The 16,057-nt window shown below is 71.3% G+C and carries 17 protein-coding genes; 5 read left to right on the top strand and 12 right to left on the bottom strand.

Going from position 1 to position 16,057, the window contains the following annotated elements:
- Positions 1 to 190 precede the first annotated feature (190 nt).
- Genes PG2T_RS04130 through PG2T_RS04105 form a run of 6 tightly spaced genes read right to left on the bottom strand, consistent with a single transcriptional unit; the run spans position 191 to position 6,092 of the window.
- On the bottom strand, positions 191 to 730 hold the full coding sequence (locus tag PG2T_RS04130; RefSeq protein ID WP_068802952.1) for an NUDIX hydrolase: 540 nt from the start codon (positions 728 to 730) through the stop codon (positions 191 to 193).
- A gap of 4 nt (positions 731 to 734) precedes the next feature.
- Positions 735 to 1,994 (bottom strand): SRPBCC family protein, encoded by a 1,260-nt coding sequence (locus PG2T_RS04125; protein WP_068802951.1) that lies wholly within the window; start codon positions 1,992 to 1,994, stop codon positions 735 to 737.
- 37 nt (positions 1,995 to 2,031) lie between these two features.
- Positions 2,032 to 2,721: a sulfotransferase family 2 domain-containing protein gene (locus PG2T_RS04120; protein ID WP_068807717.1), complete on the bottom strand. Its 690-nt coding sequence runs from the start codon at positions 2,719 to 2,721 to the stop codon at positions 2,032 to 2,034.
- Between the two features lie 16 nt (positions 2,722 to 2,737).
- Positions 2,738 to 3,835: a glycosyltransferase gene (locus tag PG2T_RS04115; protein ID WP_202816412.1), complete on the bottom strand. Its 1,098-nt coding sequence runs from the start codon at positions 3,833 to 3,835 to the stop codon at positions 2,738 to 2,740.
- A gap of 11 nt (positions 3,836 to 3,846) precedes the next feature.
- Positions 3,847 to 4,974, bottom strand: a complete 1,128-nt coding sequence (locus PG2T_RS04110) for a glycosyltransferase (protein ID WP_202816411.1) — start codon at positions 4,972 to 4,974, stop codon at positions 3,847 to 3,849.
- The gene (locus PG2T_RS04105; RefSeq protein WP_068802949.1) at positions 4,971 to 6,092 is read right to left on the bottom strand and encodes a glycosyltransferase; all 1,122 of its coding nucleotides are present in this window, start codon (positions 6,090 to 6,092) and stop codon (positions 4,971 to 4,973) included. Before PG2T_RS04105 ends, PG2T_RS04110 begins: the two co-directional genes overlap by 4 nt.
- 112 nt (positions 6,093 to 6,204) lie before the next feature.
- On the opposite strand from PG2T_RS04105, the gene PG2T_RS04100 reads away from it, so the two are divergent.
- From PG2T_RS04100 to PG2T_RS04080, 5 genes are read left to right on the top strand one after another with little or no spacing between them, the layout of a single operon-like run.
- Positions 6,205 to 7,473 carry an O-antigen ligase family protein gene (locus PG2T_RS04100; protein ID WP_068802948.1) on the top strand — a complete coding sequence of 423 codons (1,269 nt, stop codon included), beginning with the start codon at positions 6,205 to 6,207 and terminating at the stop codon, positions 7,471 to 7,473.
- A complete protein-coding gene (locus PG2T_RS04095; protein WP_068802947.1) occupies positions 7,461 to 8,486 on the top strand; it encodes a glycosyltransferase family 9 protein in 1,026 nt (341 codons plus the stop codon). Before PG2T_RS04100 ends, PG2T_RS04095 begins: the two co-directional genes overlap by 13 nt.
- Positions 8,483 to 9,598 carry a glycosyltransferase gene (locus PG2T_RS04090; protein ID WP_068802946.1) on the top strand — a complete coding sequence of 372 codons (1,116 nt, stop codon included), beginning with the start codon at positions 8,483 to 8,485 and terminating at the stop codon, positions 9,596 to 9,598. The genes PG2T_RS04095 and PG2T_RS04090 overlap by 4 nt, the downstream gene beginning before the upstream one ends.
- A gap of 6 nt (positions 9,599 to 9,604) precedes the next feature.
- On the top strand, positions 9,605 to 10,666 hold the full coding sequence (locus PG2T_RS04085; protein WP_068802945.1) for a glycosyltransferase: 1,062 nt from the start codon (positions 9,605 to 9,607) through the stop codon (positions 10,664 to 10,666).
- Position 10,667: 1 nt separating this feature from the next.
- Positions 10,668 to 11,408: a polysaccharide deacetylase family protein gene (locus PG2T_RS04080; protein WP_068802944.1), complete on the top strand. Its 741-nt coding sequence runs from the start codon at positions 10,668 to 10,670 to the stop codon at positions 11,406 to 11,408.
- Positions 11,409 to 11,468: 60 nt separating this feature from the next.
- On the opposite strand, the gene PG2T_RS04075 is transcribed toward PG2T_RS04080, so the two are convergent.
- From PG2T_RS04075 to speE, 6 genes are all read right to left on the bottom strand, one after another.
- Positions 11,469 to 11,780, bottom strand: coding sequence for a FecR family protein (locus PG2T_RS04075; RefSeq protein ID WP_068802943.1), 312 nt, complete (start codon positions 11,778 to 11,780; stop codon positions 11,469 to 11,471).
- A gap of 325 nt (positions 11,781 to 12,105) precedes the next feature.
- Positions 12,106 to 12,768 carry a response regulator transcription factor gene (locus PG2T_RS04070; RefSeq protein WP_158513144.1) on the bottom strand — a complete coding sequence of 221 codons (663 nt, stop codon included), beginning with the start codon at positions 12,766 to 12,768 and terminating at the stop codon, positions 12,106 to 12,108.
- Between the two features lie 137 nt (positions 12,769 to 12,905).
- Positions 12,906 to 13,706, bottom strand: coding sequence for an S-methyl-5'-thioinosine phosphorylase (locus PG2T_RS04065; RefSeq protein ID WP_068802942.1), 801 nt, complete (start codon positions 13,704 to 13,706; stop codon positions 12,906 to 12,908).
- Positions 13,703 to 14,260, bottom strand: a complete 558-nt coding sequence (locus PG2T_RS04060; RefSeq protein ID WP_068802941.1) for a hypoxanthine-guanine phosphoribosyltransferase — start codon at positions 14,258 to 14,260, stop codon at positions 13,703 to 13,705. The genes PG2T_RS04065 and PG2T_RS04060 overlap by 4 nt, the downstream gene beginning before the upstream one ends.
- Positions 14,257 to 15,174: a UTP--glucose-1-phosphate uridylyltransferase GalU gene (gene galU / locus PG2T_RS04055; RefSeq protein ID WP_068802940.1), complete on the bottom strand. Its 918-nt coding sequence runs from the start codon at positions 15,172 to 15,174 to the stop codon at positions 14,257 to 14,259. Before galU ends, PG2T_RS04060 begins: the two co-directional genes overlap by 4 nt.
- A gap of 41 nt (positions 15,175 to 15,215) precedes the next feature.
- The gene (gene speE, locus PG2T_RS04050; protein WP_068802939.1) at positions 15,216 to 16,055 is read right to left on the bottom strand and encodes a polyamine aminopropyltransferase; all 840 of its coding nucleotides are present in this window, start codon (positions 16,053 to 16,055) and stop codon (positions 15,216 to 15,218) included.
- Positions 16,056 to 16,057: the final 2 nt, after the last annotated feature.

Below are 16,057 nucleotides of genomic sequence, written 5' to 3'. Positions count from 1 at the left end.
ACGAGGTCGGGAACCCTCCCGCCTCCAGGAGCGAACGGCCTCCCCGGTGAAGCGTTTTACTTGCCATAACGGCACGCGAAACATACAAGGAGCGCAGCTTCGCTGCGCGATGATCGCCCGGCGGATGATGCAGCGTTGATCGCCCGGCGAAGCCGGGCTCCTACAGGGCGATGATCGCCTCGGCGGGGTCTTAGCCCGGTGGCGGCCCCAGCACGTCCATGTGCAGGCCGAACGCGCCGCGGCGCCGGTCCTCGAAGTAGTGCTGCAGGGCTTCGCGCACGCTGCGGAATGACAGCTCCTGCCAGGGGATGTTTTCTTCGGCGAACAGCGCCACTTCCAGGCTTTCCTCGCCGGCCGCCCAGCGCGGTTCGCGCAGGTCGGCCAGGTACAGCATGTGCACCTGGCCGATGTGCGGCACGTCGATCATGCTGAACAGGGGGCCGATGTCGACCTCGATGCAGGCTTCCTCGGCCGCCTCGCGGGCGGCGCCTTCGGCCGTGCCTTCGCCCAGTTCCAGGAAGCCCGCCGGCAGGGTCCAGCGCCCGTAGGCGGGTTCTATGGCGCGCCGGCACAGCAGGATCTGGCCTTGCCACTGCGGAATGCAGCCCACGATCAGGCGCGGGTTCTGGTAGTGGACGGTGTCGCAGGCCGGGCACACGTGGCGCTGGCGGTTGTCGCCGGGCGGGACGCGCAGCTCGACCGGCCCGCCGCAGTGGCTGCAATGCCGCATGCGTTCAGAAGCCCATGAGGTCGCGGTAGCCCTGCCAGAAGCCGCGGATGGAGTTCTCGTCCGTGCCGCTGATGTCGTACAGGTTCTCGGTGCCGGAGCCGCCCATTTCGACGAAGGACTGCTGGTTGCTGCCGTCCGACACCGAGCGCTGGATGATCTCGCCCGCTTCGGCGTCTTCCATGGCGATCAGTCCGGCCGGGCCCAGCATGTTGGCCTGGCGCAGGCGGTGCTGGCGCAGTTCCGGGGTGTCGTCGGTATAGCCGAAGTAGGTCCAGAACAGCTCGAACTGGTCCACGGCGGTGGGGCGGATCTGGCGCACGGCCAGGCCGTTCTGGATGTGCTGGAACACGCTATTGGGGAACAGGGACTCGATGGTGATGCAGATGTCGTCGCCGCGCTCGTTGATGTAGCGTAGGAACTGCGGGGCTTCCAGCGCGTCCTGGCCGCCCTGGATGGCGCGCGTGGTGTTCTGCTTGTAGGTGTCCATGGTCTCCTTGCCGGTGGGCTGCCAGACCGTGAACAGGTTGTGGTAGCGCGCCTCGTTCATCTCGATGGACACCTTCTGCGCCGGCCGGGCGATGCCGAAGGTGGGATAGAACAGGTGCAGCAGCATGGCGTGGTAGGAGTCGCGCGTGTTCTCGGCGTACAGCTTCCAGTTGGCGTGTACGTACTGGCGGCTGTAGCCCAGGATTTCGATCGGTTTGGTCATCAACCGGTCGATGTTGCCCAGCATGGTGTCGCCCAGGTATTCGTCCAGGCTCGGCCCGTGCTCGGCAAAGCTGGCGAAGACCACGCCGCGGCGGCTGGCCACGCGCAGGCGCTGCAGGCCGTGCTGGCGCATGTCGAAATCGGCCGGGTAGCCGCCCTTGCCGCCCAGGCCCTTGCGAAACGGCACGCCGATCAGGCCGCCGGCGGCGTCGTAGGCCCACTGGTGATAGACGCAGGTGTGGGTCTGCGCGTTGCCGCGCAGGTCGCGGCACACCAGCGCGCCGCGGTGGGCGCAGCGGTTGACCCAGGCGTGCAGGGCGCCGGTGTCATCGCGCGTGACCACCACCGGCGTGTCGCCGATGAAGGTGGACACGTAGTCGTGCGGCTTGGGCATTTCTGCTTCCAGCGCGACGTAGTTCCAGGTCGGGCCGCGGAAGATGCGCTCCTGTTCCAGCGCGTAGATGGCCGGATCGGTGAACACCGCGTAGGGCACGCGGCGCAGGCCTTCGGCAGGCCAGGCAAAGGGCAGGGCGGGCAGGGTGCTGGGGGCGTTCATGTTGGTTTCTCCTTCGGGTGCGGCGGTCTGGCGCACTCTAAGCCGGCCGCTCGGCACCGACAAGCGCGGCCGGGTCGTCGAAGGCGTAGCCGAAGCGGGCAATGTCGGCGGCGAAGTGTTCGGCCACCCAGCGGGCCGTTTCGTCCGTGTAGTAGCGCCGGTAGTCGCTGCGCTCGCGCGCCTGGCGGCGGTGCGGCAGCGGCGGCGGATGGATGCCGATGCGCTGGCACACGTGCGCGAAGTCCTGGTCCAGGCGCTCGTAGCGGCCGATGAAGTCCACGATCAGCTGGCCGTGCTGGTCGGTGACGTAATCGGCCTGCGGCGTGATCGAGGTGTCGAGGTGGTACTGCCAGGGCCGCTGCGGGTCCAGCTTGTGGCGCAGGAAGTCGGCAAAGTCGGCGCAGCCGGCCACCAGTTGCGGGCGCTCGCGGCGCAGGTGGTGCCAGGAGCTGACCTGCAGGTCCCACGGGTTGCGCACGAAGGCGAACTTGAACAGGCCGTTGTAGAACTCGCGCGGCAGCATCTCGCGCGCCGCGATGGCCGGCGCGTGGCGTGGGAACTTGATGCCCAGGCGGTGGCCGGACAGGGCACTCATGCGGCTGCAGGCCCACAGCAGCGCCCGCCAGGGATCGCGCCGGCGGTATGGCGCCAGCGCCGCGCGCACGCTGGTGCCGCCGGTCTTGGCGATGTGGATGAACAGAAACTTGTGTCGGTAGCACAGCAGCATGCTCAGGCCATCCGGGTCAGCAGCGTGGCGGCAGGCCAAGGGCGTTCAGGTACGCGGCGGCGGCCGTGTCCTGCCGGTAGTCCCGCACCGCCTGGCGCAGCGTGGCCGCCGGCAGCGGCGCCGCCAGTGTGGCGGCCATCGCCGCGCTCAAGGCCGGCGCATCGCCGACCGGCACCAGCGGCCCGTAGCGGCCATCGGCCAGCAGCTCGCGCGGACCGGACAGGCAGTCGGTCGCCACGCTGGGCACGCCCAGCGCCAGCGCCTCGGTGAGCGCGTTGGGCGAGCCTTCCCAGCGCGAGCTGAGCACGAACAGGCGCGCCCGGGCCAGCCAGGCATGGGGATTGGCGACGAAGCCCGGCAGCAGCAGGTCATCGGCTACGCCGAGCGACGCGGCGAGCGCGGCGCAGTCCGCCTGTCCGGCGCCCTCGCCGAGCAGGACCAGACGCGCCGGTCGCTTGGCGCGCAGGGCGGCGAAGGCACGCAGCAGGGTGGGGAAGTCCTTCTGGCGGGTGAAGCGGCCCATGCCGACGATGACCGGCGTGTCCTGCGCCAGCCACGGATGCGGGCAGGGCGCCTGCGCCTGGCGGGCAAGCCCGGGTGTCAGCACCGGGTTGCGGATCACCCGTACCCGCTGTGGGGGCAGGCCAAACCGCGGGAGCAGATCGTCGGCCATCGCCTGCGATACGACGATCACCGCCTCGGCGCGCCGATACAGGGCGCCGCGCAGCCGATCGCCGAGCGTGCGGCGCGCACCGCGAACGCCGCCCAGGTGCGTGCCCAGCCGCAGCCCGAGGGGCATCGATCGGCCGGCCAGCGCGCGTGCCAGCACGGCGGCGCGGTTGGCGCGGTCCTTGGCCGCCAGCAGCGCGGCCGGGGGTTCGCGGCGCAGGTAGCGGGCCAGCGCCGGCACGGCCGCCCAGGCATGGCCGCCTTGCAGCGGCAGGTGGCGCACGCCGGCCGGCAGCGCGGTCAGGTGGCGGCTGTCGCGACGGATGGTCAGCAGGTCTACGCCGTAGCCGGCGTCGCGGATGCCGGCGGCCAGGTTCAGCAGCATGCGCTCGACGCCGCCGGCGCCGGAGAAGGACGCGAAAATGGCAATCCGTTTCGGTTTCATGCCAGGGCGGTTCATTCCAGCGCCGCCGGCAGCGGCCGGCCAAGCGCCGCCAGATAGGCGCCGGCAGCACGCCGCGCCGCGTAGGGCGCCGCCGCGCCTTGCAGCACCGCCCGCGGTGGCGGGGCAGCGAGCGTTGCGGCCATCGCGCGGGTCAGCGCGGCGACATCGCCCACCGGCACCAGCGGCCCGATCTGCCCGTCCTGCAGCAGTTCGCGCGGACCGCTCGGGCAGTCGGTGCTGACCACCGGCGCGCCGCAGGCGAGCGCCTCGATCAGCGCCACCGGCATGCCCTCGCAGCGCGAGGCCAGCACGAACAGCGCCGCGCGCGCCAGGTGCGGATAGGGGTTGGCGACGAAGCCGGGCAGCTGCACGTGGCCGCCGAGGCCGAGCTGTGTCACCAGCGCCTCGAGCCGGGTGCGCTGCCGCCCCTCGCCCAGGATCACCAGCCGGCAGGGCCGCGCCGCGCGCAGGTCGGCGAAGGCCCGGATCAGCGTCTCGAAATCCTTGCGCGCGCACAGCTCGCCGATGCCGAGCACCGTCGGCGGGCCGTCCGGGGGCCAATCCACGCCCTGCGGCGGCTGCGCCATGCGGCTTGCCAGATCGGCGGTCAGCACCGGGCTGGGCACCACGCGGATGCGTTCGCGCGGCAGACCGGCAAACGCGGCCAGATCGTCCGCCGCGCCCCGCGAGGGCACCAAGACGGCCGCCGCGCGCGGGTACAGGTGGCGCATGGACAGGCGCTGCACGCGGCGCTCGACGGCGCCGCGGCCGGCCAGGTTCACCGACACCGTGGTGCCCAGGCGCACCGCCACCGGTGTGTGGCCGCCGGTGAGTGCGGCCGCCAGCAGCGCCAGACGGTTCACGCGGTCCTTGTCGGTCAGCAGCAGCGGCGGGCGCACGCGGCGCAGGTAGCGCAGCAGTGCCGGCAGGGCGGTGCTCACGTGACGGGCCGGCAGCGGCACGCGCCGTACGCCGGGCGGCAGGGGGTCGATGTGCGGACCGTGGCCGTGGATGCCGAGCAGGTCGATGCACAGCCCGGCCTCGCCCCAGGCGGCGAGCAGATTGCCCATCACCCGGTCCACGCCGCTGTGGCCGGAGGTGGCCAGCAGCACGGCCAGGTCCGGCGGCGGCAGGCTCACGGCGCGAGCCCGAGCGCCTGCACATAGGCGCGCGCCGCCACATCGGCCCGGTACGGGGCCATCGCCTCGCGCAGGGTTGCCGCCGGCAGCGGCGCATCCAGCGTGGCGGCCATGGCTTCGGCCAGGGCGACCGCGTCACCGGGCGGCACCAGTGGCCCCCAGCGGCCGTTGTCCAGGATCTCGCGCGGTCCGTGCGGGCAGTCGGTGCTGACCGCCGGCGTGCCGCAGGCCAGCGCCTCGATCAGCACATTGGGGCCGCCCTCGTAGGCCGAGGACACGACGAACAGCGACGCCTTGGCCATCCAGGCGGCCGGATTGGCCACGAAGCCCGGCAGGTCCAGATCGTCGGCCACGCCAAGTTCGGCGGCCAGGGCCAGCAGCGCCGGGCGCAGCGGTCCTTCGCCGATGATCACCAGCCGCGCCGTGCGCCCACGCCGCAGGATGGCAAATGCGCGCAGCAGCAGGGCGAAATCCTTGGCCGCCACCAGGCGGCCGGCGGCCAGCAGCAACGGTTGGTCGGCGTGCGCGACCCATGGGTGCGGGACGGCCTGCGCTGCCTGCCGGTCGATGTCGGTCGGCACGCTGGGGTTGGGCAGCACGGCGAGGTGCCCGGTCATCGGCCCGATGACCGTCCGAAGGTCATCGGCCACGCCGGCGGAGATGGCAATCACGTGCTCCGCCGCCCGGTAAGCGCGCCGCAGCCGCCGGCGGTGCCACAGGCGGTTCGGCCACGGCCGCCGGGCCAGCGAGGCGGACATCGGGCTGCCGACCCGAAACGCCAGCCACACCGGCACGCCGGCGCGGCGGCGGGCGCGCAGCGCCAGGCGGTTGGCCCACTCGCGGTTGCTCAGAAGGGTGGCCGGTTGCTCGCGGGCGAGGTAATCGGCCAGCCCCGCCACCGCTGTGCGACCGCGCCGGGCGCCCAGTTCGATCACCCGCACCGCCGGGTCGAGCAGCTGCAGATCGGCGCTGTCGGCCTGACTCACCAGAACATCCACCGCCACGTCCTGCGCGGCGACTGCATTGGCCAGATTGCACATGACCCGGCCGATGCCGTTGGCGCCGCGATGGAAACCGTACAGGGCCAGGCGCGGCGTGCGGTGGGCGGGATCGATCATCTCTACGAATATGACGGATGAATGGTGACGGTTTGGTTGCAGTTGTCGTCTGTAACCGAAATGTCACGGTTCGGTCGCGGTTCTGTCGCGCGGCGGTTCTAGCCTGCGCGGCGTGGATCGCATCGCTGTCACCGGCCTTTATCTGTTTGCCCTGGGCGCCTTCGCGGCCCCGGCCGCCGCCAATGTCGGCCTGGTGCTGACGGCGCTGGCTGCGCTGTGTCGGCCGCGCGGCGCCCTGGCGATTCTGCGCCGCCACCCGCTGTGGCTGCCGCTGCTGGTGCTGGTGGCTTATCTGATCCTGCACGGCACCGGCTTCGCGCTCGCCCGCGGTCTGTCGGCGGGCGATGTCGAGGTTCTGCAAGACCTTGCCAAGCTCGGCCTGGTGCTGCCGGTCGGCCTGGCGGTGGCCGGGCAGCCCAGTCGCGCGCGCCGGGCGCTGCTGCTCGCCGGCACCGGTCTGCTGCTGTGCATGGCGCTGAACACGCGCTGGGCCGAACTGGCGCAGGCACTCACCGACGGCGTGACGCGGCTTGGCTTCGGGCTGCCGATGATCGCCTTCGGTCTGTATGCGGCGACCGCGCTGCTCGGCCTGCTGGTGCTGGCGCCCGCCGGCATCGAGGCCTTGCCGGCGGCCGGCCAGCGCCGCGCCGCGCAGGTGGCGCTGCTCGCCGCCGCGGCGCTGCTCGGCTTGGGCCTGCTGCTGTGCCGCTCGCGCGGTGCCTGGCTGGCCTTGGCGCTGGTGATGCCGGTGTGCGCGGGACTGATGCTGCGCCGGCGGTGCGTGCCGCGCCCGGCATTCGCGGCCCTGGGCGTGCTGCTGGTCGGTGGAGTGCTGCTGGGCGGCGAGTCGGTGGCGCGCCGACTGGGTGACGACAGCGCGGCGTTCCAGATGCTGGCCGACATGGCGCAGGTGGAGGATGTCGGCCCGACTTTCGACGCGCTGCCACAGGACTCGGTCGGCCTGCGCCTGCGCTTGTTCGGGCTCGGTTTGGAGCGTTGGCGGGAGCGGTCGCTCACCGGGCTCGGTCCGAATGCCGGTGATGGCGTCATCGCCGCGGCGGGCGATCCTGTCTTGCGCTCCATGGCGCATCTGCACAACACCTACCTGGAGCTGCTGGTGCGCTTCGGCGCCCTTGGCCTGGCCGCTTTCGGGGCGGTAGTCGGCGGTCTCGCGGCCGGACTGCGTCGCCAAGCCCGCAATGGAGCGTTGCCGGCGGAACTCGGCCTGTTCCTGGCCGGTGCCTTGGCGCTGACGCTGATCTGGAGCGCCTTCGATTTTCGTTTGCTGACGCAGGACTTCCGCTTCTACGCGGTGCTGCTGGGCGGCATCGCGCTGGGCCTGGGTCTGCCGCGACGCGGGGTTGTGGCGTGCGCATCCTGATCGTGCGCCTGTCGGCGCTGGGCGACATCGTCATGGCCGGCGGGCTGCCGGGCGCGCTGCGCGCTCGCTATCCGGCGGCGCACATCGCCTGGCTGGTGCAGGAAGGTTTCGAGGCGTTGCCGGCCGCAAATCCGGCGCTCGACGAGGTGCTGGTGTGGCCGCGCCGGCAATGGCGTGAGCTGTGGCAGGCACGTCGTTTCGCGGCGTGGCTGGGCGCCGTGCGGCGCTTCGTGGGCGGGTTGCGGGAACGGCGTTTCGATCTGGCCATCGACGCGCAGGGCCTGCTCAAGAGCGCGCTGTGGGTGCGTGCGTGTGGCGCCCGGCAGCGGCTGGGCATGGACCCGGCCGAGGGCAGCCGCCTGCTGTTGACCCGGGCGCTGCGCACGCCAAACGACAAGACCTTTGCCGCCGAATACGGCTACCTCGCCGCCGAGCTTGGTCTGTCGGCGCCGGTACCGGTCCTGCCGCTGACCGCGCCCGGCCGGGAGGCGGCGCAGGCGCTGTTGACGGCGGCCGGCGTGGCCGGTGACTACGCCGTGCTGGCGCCGTTCACCACCCGCCCGCAAAAGCACTGGACGCAAGGCGCCTGGAGCGAGTTGGGACGTCGACTCCATGACGAGCGGGGCCTGACGCCACTGCTGCTGGGCGGGCCGAGTGAGGTGGACGCCGGGCAGCGCATCGAGGCTGCCAGCGGCGGCGCGGTGCGCAACCTGGCCGGCCGCACCGACATCGCCGCCGCCGCCGCGCTGGTGGCCGGCGCGCGCCTGGTGGTGGGTGTCGATACGGGTCTGACCCACATGGGCGTCGCCGCCGGGGTGCCGACGCTGGCGCTGTTCGGCTCGACCTGCCCGTACCTGAGCGCCCCGGGCCGGCCGCTGACCGTGCTCTACCACGGCCTGTCCTGTTCCCCCTGCAAACGATCGCCCAGCTGCGGCGGCGCCCATCCGTGCCTGACCGGCATCGGTGTCGACGAAGTGCTGCGCTGCATCCCGGCGGAGGCCGCCATCCGATGAAGATTTTTCACGTCGAAACCGGCTGCCACCTGTACGGCGGCGCCCTGCAGGTGCAGTACCTGATGCAGGGCCTGGCGGGCCTGGGGCACCGCAACGTGCTGCTGTGCGACCGGCGCAGTCCGCTGGCGCAGGCGGCGCAGGGCGTGGCGAAGGTGTACGCCTGCGACACCCGCGGCGACCTCGACCTGCCGCTGGTCGGGCGTCTGTGGCGCCTGCTGCGGCGCGAGCGGCCGGACCTGCTGCACCTGCACAGCCGGCGCGGGGCGGATCTGCTGGGCGGCATCGCCGGGCGTCTGGCCGGCCTGCCGGTGCTGCTGACCCGGCGCGTGGACAACCGCGAGCCGCGCGCGCTGGTGCCGCCGAAGTACGCGCTGTTCGATCACGTGGTCGCCATCTCGCAGGGCATCGCTGCGGTACTGCGCGCCGATGGCGTGTCGGCGGCCAAGATCAGCTGCGTGCCCAGCGCGGTCGATACCGACGTCTACCGGCCGCAGCGCGATCGCGCCTGGCTGGCGGCGGAAACCGGCATCGCGCCGCAGCAGCCGGTGATCGGCATGGTGGCGCAGCTGATTCCACGCAAGGGCCACCGCTATCTGCTGGCGGCCCTGCCGGCGCTGCTGGCGCGCCATCCGGCGGCGCAGGTGCTGCTGCTGGGCCGCGGCCCGCTGCAGGCGCAGTTGCAGGCCGACATCGCTGCGCAGGGTCTGGCCGAGCGGGTGCGGATGCTGGGCTTTCGCGACGACCTGCCGCGCCTGTTGCCGTGCCTGGACCTGCTGGTGCACCCGGCCGAGCGGGAGGGCCTGGGCGTGTCGCTGCTGCAGGCGGCCGCCTGCGGCGTGCCGATCGTCGCCAGTGACGCCGGCGGCATGCCGGAAGTGGTGCAGGAAAACGGTCATCTGGTGCCGCCCGGCGACGTCGCGGCGCTGGCGGCGGCCATGGCGTGCGTGCTGGACCAGCCGGCGCAGGCGGCACGGATGGGCGAGTTGGGCCGGGCGCTGGTGCAGCGGCGTTTCTCGGTGGCGGCCATGGTGGCCGGGAATCTGGCCGTGTATCGCAAGCTGCTGGGTGGGCACGCGGCCGTGTCGCAGCCGGAGCTGGCAACGGTCGAGTAGGCGGGTTTGCGTACCGTACAGCTGATCGCCAGCCGCGGCCTGGGTGGCGCGGAGGGCTTCTTCAAGCGGCTTTGCAGCGGGCTGATGGAGCGCGAGTGCGAGGTTCACGCGCTGCTGCGTGAGGGTGGCGCGCTGCTGGCCGACCTGCCGCCGGATATGGCGCGCTCGGCCCTGCCGCTGCGCACGGTGTGGGATCCGCTGTCCCGGCTGGAAGTGCGGCGCGAGCTGCGGCGGCTGCGGCCGGACCTGGTGCAGACCTGGATGAGCCGCGCCACGCGCCTGACGCGGGCGCCGCGCGGCATGGTGCATGTGGCACGGCTGGGCGGCTATTACACGCCGGCGCGTTTTGCCCATGCCGACGCCGTGGTGGTGAACAGTCGCGGCCTGGCGGACCACCTGCTGGCGGCCGGCTTGCCGGCGCGGCGCGTGCATCTGATCGGCAATTTCGTGGACGCACCGGCGCCGCTTGCGCCGTCGCAAGTGGCCGGCCTGCGCGCCGGTCTGCCCTTGCCGGCCGATGCCTGGCTGCTGCTGGCGGTCGGCCGCTGCGTGCCGGTCAAGGGCTGGGACGTGCTGCTGCAGGCGTTTGCCAGGCTGCCGCGCGCCATTGCCGGGCGGCCGGTCGGGTTGCTGCTGCTGGGCGACGGTCCGCTGCGGGCCTCGCTGCAGGACCAGGCTCGCCAGCTGGGCGTGGCCGGGCAGGTGCATTTCGCCGGTTGGCAGGCCGATCCGGCGCCGTTCTACGCGCTGGCCGATCTGGTGGTGTTCCCGTCGCGGGCAGCGGAGGCGCTGGGCAACGTGATCCTGGAAGCCTGGGCGCACGGTCGGCCGGTGCTGGCCAGCGCCTGCCACGGCGCGCGCGAAATCACCCGCCCCGATGTCGATGCCGTGCTGGTGCCGTGCGAGGACGCGGCCGCGCTGGCCGGAGCCATCGCCAGCCTGCTGCCAAACGACGCCCGGCGCGCCGCCCTGGCCGCCGCCGGTCAGGTTCGCATTGGCCGCGACTTCAGCCGGGAAGCCGTGGTCGGCGCCTATCTGGACCTGTACCGGTACCTGCTGGGGCACTGACATGACGGGCACGGGCCGGGTATCCATCCTCATGTATCACCAGGTGGGCCAGTTCGCGCCCATGCGCGAACACCGCTCGACCTACTGCGATCACCGCAACTTCGCCGCGCAGATGGCCTGGCTGCATCGCCTGCGCTACGCGGTGCTGCGGCTGGACGAGGCCATCGCCGGTCTGCGCGGCGAGCGCCCGCTGCCGCCGCGGGCGGTGGTGCTCACCTTCGACGACGGTTACGAGAACTTCTGCGAGTACGCCTGGCCGGTGCTGGCGCAGTATGGCTTTCCGGCCATGGTCTATCTGCTGGCGGATCGGCTCGGCCAGCCGGCGGCCTGGTTTGCCGCCGACGGCCGGGCCACGCCGCCGCTGATGAGTGCCTCGCGGGTGCGCGAGCTGCACCGGGCGGGCGTCGACTTTGGCAGCCACGGCCTGTCCCATCAACGCCTGGCGCAGATCGACCCGGATGTGGCCAGACAGGAAGTGAGTGACAGCAGGCACCGGCTCGAAGCGGTGCTGGGCGCGCCGGTACGCCACTTCTGCTATCCCTACGGCAGCTACGACGAGACGGTGGTGAACATGGTCGCCGAGGCGGGCTACGTCAGCGCCACCACCTGCGATCGGGCGGCGGCGTATCCGGGCCAGGACCTGCTGCGCCTGCCGCGCAAGGCGATTTCGTTCGGCGACAACCTGGCCGGCTACGCGTGGAAACTGCACATGAAGAACCAGCCGCGCGGCGTCGGGTGTTGAGAGGGGCGTCGTTCGAGCGATGTTGTCCGAGCGGTGCCGGACGCCGTCGAAGCCGGCTCGTCAGGCGACCGAGCGGCGGGCCGGCGAATCGAGCCAGCCCAGCACCTGATTGATGTCCGCCAGGCGCAGGTTGCCGTCGTCGGCGGATTCCTCGGTCTCGAACACGTCGGCGTCGAGCACCACCAGCTTGCCGGGCGCCACCTGCAGGCAGGCACCGGATGACAGCTGCAGCGTGGCCGCGGCGTCCAGCGCCGCGATCAGCGTGTCATCGGCGAACACCGGCTCGCCGCGGCGCAGCAGGCGGGTGCTGCCGTTCGGGTCCACGCACGTCACGCGACCGCACACGGCGCTGATCGAGCCTATGGTTTCCATTGCGTTGTCTCACCGGATACCGCCTTGCGGCGCGTTGCCGGGCACTATGCCGGCAGTTGCCCGCCGTGGCTATTGGACTTTGGTTGCGACGCCGCGGCGGCAGCTTGCCCGTCCGCAAGCGCTGCGTGGATCCATCCTGGATTTCCGGGCGCCCGCCACCTGGAAAAAACCTTGTAGGAGCGCAGCTTCGCTGCGCGATATCGCCCGGCAGAGCCGGGCTCCTACAGCGCGATGATCGCCCGCCGCGGCCGGGCTCCTGCAGGTTTCCGATGGCTCACGGAATCAGCAGCTCATGGCCGCTGATTCTGGCTACGCGTGCCCGCGCTCAGCACACCGGCGTGGTGGGGCTGGTGTATTGCATCCGACCGGTCACCAGCAGCGCCAGTTGCAGGCGGTCATGCACGCCGAGCTTGGCGAACACCGAGCCCAGATGCGCCTTGACGGTACGCTCGGTAATGCCAAGGCGCTGGGCGATGAGCTTGTTGCTGCTGCCCATGCCGATCTGCAGTGCGATTTGCTGCTCGCGGGCGGTGAGCAGGTCAAGGTCGATGCTGCTGTCGGTGTCCACCTGCACGGGCGCGTTCTGCCCGACCAGTGCCACCAGCCGGTCGGTCAGGCGCCGGCCGACCCACGCCTCGCCGTTTTGCACCGTGGTGACCGCCTTGGCCAGCAGACGCGGGTCGATGTAGGCGTTGCAGTAGCCGCGGGCGCCGGCACGCAGGGCGGCGATGCCCTCCTCGTCGTTGGGCTGGTGGCTGAGCGCGATGAGGTGCGTCGCTGGACTGAAGCTGAGCAGGGCTGCAATACCAGCCGGACCGGACAAATCGCCCAGCGACAGGTCCAGCAGCATCACATCGGGGCGGCGTCCGGCCAGCGCGCCCTCGGCTTCCGCAAGCAGGCTCACGCGCCGGATCAGCGTGCCGCGTCCGCCCACAGCCACCGCCCAGCGGTCCATCAACGAGGCGTCCTCGCTCGTCAGCAGGATCATGCGTCGCGCCCTGTAGTAACTGGTCATTCGCCCGTCACACGCTGGCGCCGGGCCTACCGACAACATCTATCGGCAGCGGACGCACGGACTTGAGGCCGTACCGGTGTGTGTGCTCATCATCGCCCGGCACAGCCGGGCTACAGGGGGTTCCCCGGTGCCGGGGCGGTGCCCGGGTCCGGCTGGCAGGTGGCGGCCAGGCCCGGCAGGGCGGCCACCAGCAGCCGCTGGGCGGCGGCGATGCCACCGGCCAGATGCTGTTCGATTTCGGCCAGCAGGCTGCTGCCGCCGCGGCCGGCAGCGCGGTTGGCGACTACCGCCAGGCAGGCGTAGGGCAGGGCAAGTTCCCGCGCCAGGGCGGCTTCGGGCATGCCGGTCATGCCCACGATGTGGCAGCCGTCGCGCTCCAGGCGGTCGATTTCGGCGCGGGTTTCCAGGCGCGGACCCTGGGTGGCGGCATAGGTGGCGCCGTCGATCAGCGCGATGCCGGCGTCACTGGCCGCAGCCAGCAGCGCGGCGCGCAGGCCGGCGTCGTAGGGCTCGGTGAATTCGATGTGTTCGACACGGCTGCCTGCGTCATCAAGGCAATCGCCGTCGAAGAAGGTCGCTTCGCGGCCGTGGGTGTAGTCCACGATCTGGTCCGGCAGCACCAGGGCGCCGGGCGGGATGTGGGCCGGGATCGAGCCGACGGTTGCCACCGCCACCACGGCGCGCGCGCCGGCCTGCTTGAGCGCCCACAGGTTGGCGCGGTAGTTGATGCGGTGCGGCGGCAGGCTGTGAGCGGCGCCGTGACGGGGCAGAAAACACACCGCGATGCCGTCGATCCGACCGCACAGCAGCGGCGCCGCCGGCTCGCCATAGGGCGTGCTGACGGACTGCGGCGTGAGCGTGCCCAGTTGCGGCCAGCGGTCCAGACCCGATCCGCCCAGGATCGCGATCACGGTGCCTCCGCCACGGCGTAGATGCCCGGCACGTTGCGCAGATAGCCCTTGTAGTCCATGCCCCAGCCGAACAGGTAGCGGTCGGGCGTGGACAGACCGACGAAATCGGCCTCGATGGCGGCCTCGCGCCGGCAGCGTTTATCGACCAGTACCAGGCTATGCACGCTGGCGGCGCCCTCGCGCCGGCAAAAATCGACCAGCGCGGCCAGCGTGATGCCGCGGTCGAGCACGTCGTCCACGATCAGCACATGCCGCCCGGCCAGTTCGGCCGTGGGCGTGACTTTCCAGGTCAGTTCCCCGCCGCGCAGCGCACCGGCGTAGCGCGTGGCGTGGATGTAATCGAACTCCAGCGGGAAGTCGAGCTGCGGCAGCAGGTGGCCGGCCAGCACCACGCCGCCGGTCATCGGACACAGCAGCAGCGGATTGTGGCCGGCCAGCGCTGCCGTGACCTCGCCGGCCAGGCGATCGACCGCGCCGCGCACGGTCGTCTCGTCATACAGGCACTCGGCGGCGCGGTAAACCGCCCAGGCCTCGGCGGCGAGCGCGTCGCTCAAGATCGCGGCTCGAAAGACTCGCTGGCGCGCTCGAGCAGGAATTGCTTGAAGTCCTCGCCGAGCTCCGGGTGGCGCAGGCCGTACTCGATGGTGGCTTCCAGATACCCCAGCTTGCTGCCGCAGTCGTAGCGGTGGCCGGGGATGTTGTAGGCGAACAGGCGTTCGAACCGGATCAGCTCGGCCAAGGCGTCGGTGAGCTGGATCTCGCCGCCGGCGCCGCGCTGGGTGGCGCGCAGCAGATCGAACACGCGCGGCGTGAGCACGTAGCGGCCGACCACGCCCAGGTTGGACGGGGCGTCTTCCGGGGCCGGCTTCTCGACGATGTCGTCGACCTCGTACAGGCCGTTGCCCACCGCGCGCGGCTTGACGATGCCGTAACGGCGCGAGAACTCGATCGGGATTTCCTCGACGCCGATGATGCTGGCGCCGCGCTGGTTGTAGACCTCGATCATGTCCTTCAGGCAGGTGGCGGTGTGCAGGCCGGGGTCGCGGGCGGCGATCAGGTCGTCGGCCAGCAGCACCGCGAACGGCGCGTCGCCCACCACCGGCGCTGCGCACAGCACGGCGTGCCCCAGGCCCAGCGGCGCCGCCTGGCGGATGTAGATGCAGGTGACGTTCGGTGGCGTGATGTTGCGCACCAGTTCGAGCATGTCGTTCTTGCCGCCTTTCTCGAGCGTGGCTTCGAGTTCGTAGGCAGTGTCGAAGTGATCCGGGATGGCGCGCTTGCTGCGTCCGGTGATGAACACCAGCTCGGTGATGCCGGCGGCCACCGCTTCCTCGACCGCGTACTGGATCAGCGGTTTGTCGACCACCGGCAGCATTTCCTTCGGGTTCGCCTTGGTGGCCGGCAGGAAGCGTGTGCCAAGGCCGGCGACCGGGAAAACTGCCTTGGTGACGCGCTTGATGGCTGTCATCGGGGATGAACTCCTGGTGATTGCGTGAGGAAGCGGCCGTTTCAGCCGAGCATGAACTGGGCTGGCGCCAGCGCGCCGCGGTGGCGGGCGGCGTTGTAGTAGCGGCTGGCAATCGTCGGCGGCGCACCGCCTTCGCCGCGGAAGGTGCTGGCCGAGCCGTCGCGCGCGCCGATGGTCACGCTCCACCAGCCGGACGGATACGTGCACTGCGGGAAATCCACGGTGGCGACGTCGTTGAAGCCGGCGGCTTTCAGGTCGCGCTGCATGGCGCGGATCAGGTCGGCATGGAACAGCGGCGATTCGCTCTGCGCCGCCAGCACGCCACCGCTCGCCAGCGCGCGCTGGCAGTTGCGATAGAAGTCCACGCTGAACAGCCCCTGCGCCGGCCCGACCGGGTCGGTGGAGTCGATCAGGATCACGTCGTAGCTGCCCGGCTCGGCATCCGCCACCCAGGCGATGCCGTCCTGGAAATACAGCCGCGCGCGCGGGTCGAAGCTGGCCGCGTGCAGGGTCGGAAAGTGCAGCGCCGCCGCCTCGGTGACCGCCTGGTCGAGCTCGACCATGTCCACCTGCTGCACGCTGTCGTGCTTGAGCACCTCGCGCAGGGTGCCGCAGTCCCCGCCGCCGATGATCAGCACGCGTTTGGGGTCGGCGTGCGTGAACATGGCCGGGTGCACCAGCATCTCGTGGTACACGAATTCGTCGCGCTCGGTGACCATGACCAGGCCGTCGAGCGTCATCAGCTTGCCAAAGCGCGTGGTCTGGAACACCTCCACGCGCTGGTAGGGCGACTGGAAGTCGTGGATTTGTTCCTTCAGCTCAAGGGAGATGGCGCTGCCTTCGCCGGCCCATTGTTCGGTGTACCAGGTGTCGTCCAGCATGG

The sequence above is a fragment of the Immundisolibacter cernigliae genome (assembly GCF_001697225.1).
Classification (GTDB): Bacteria; Pseudomonadota; Gammaproteobacteria; order Immundisolibacterales; family Immundisolibacteraceae; genus Immundisolibacter; species Immundisolibacter cernigliae.
The sequence above is the reverse complement of the archived record's forward strand: the minus strand, read 5'-3'. Positions and strand labels throughout refer to the sequence as shown.

Coding starts and splice junctions, on each gene's coding strand:
- PG2T_RS04075 (WP_068802943.1), bottom strand. CDS start 11,780: ATGGAAACCATAGGCTCGATCAGCGCCGTGTGCGGTCGCGTGACGTGC.
- PG2T_RS04080 (WP_068802944.1), top strand. CDS start 10,668: ATGACGGGCACGGGCCGGGTATCCATCCTCATGTATCACCAGGTGGGC.
- PG2T_RS04120 (WP_068807717.1), bottom strand. CDS start 2,721: ATGCTGCTGTGCTACCGACACAAGTTTCTGTTCATCCACATCGCCAAG.
- PG2T_RS04130 (WP_068802952.1), bottom strand. CDS start 730: ATGCGGCATTGCAGCCACTGCGGCGGGCCGGTCGAGCTGCGCGTCCCG.
- speE (WP_068802939.1), bottom strand. CDS start 16,055: ATGCTGGACGACACCTGGTACACCGAACAATGGGCCGGCGAAGGCAGC.
- PG2T_RS04125 (WP_068802951.1), bottom strand. CDS start 1,994: ATGAACGCCCCCAGCACCCTGCCCGCCCTGCCCTTTGCCTGGCCTGCC.
- PG2T_RS04105 (WP_068802949.1), bottom strand. CDS start 6,092: ATGATCGATCCCGCCCACCGCACGCCGCGCCTGGCCCTGTACGGTTTC.
- PG2T_RS04090 (WP_068802946.1), top strand. CDS start 8,483: ATGAAGATTTTTCACGTCGAAACCGGCTGCCACCTGTACGGCGGCGCC.
- PG2T_RS04115 (WP_202816412.1), bottom strand. CDS start 3,835: ATGAAACCGAAACGGATTGCCATTTTCGCGTCCTTCTCCGGCGCCGGC.
- PG2T_RS04070 (WP_158513144.1), bottom strand. CDS start 12,768: ATGATCCTGCTGACGAGCGAGGACGCCTCGTTGATGGACCGCTGGGCG.
- galU (WP_068802940.1), bottom strand. CDS start 15,174: ATGACAGCCATCAAGCGCGTCACCAAGGCAGTTTTCCCGGTCGCCGGC.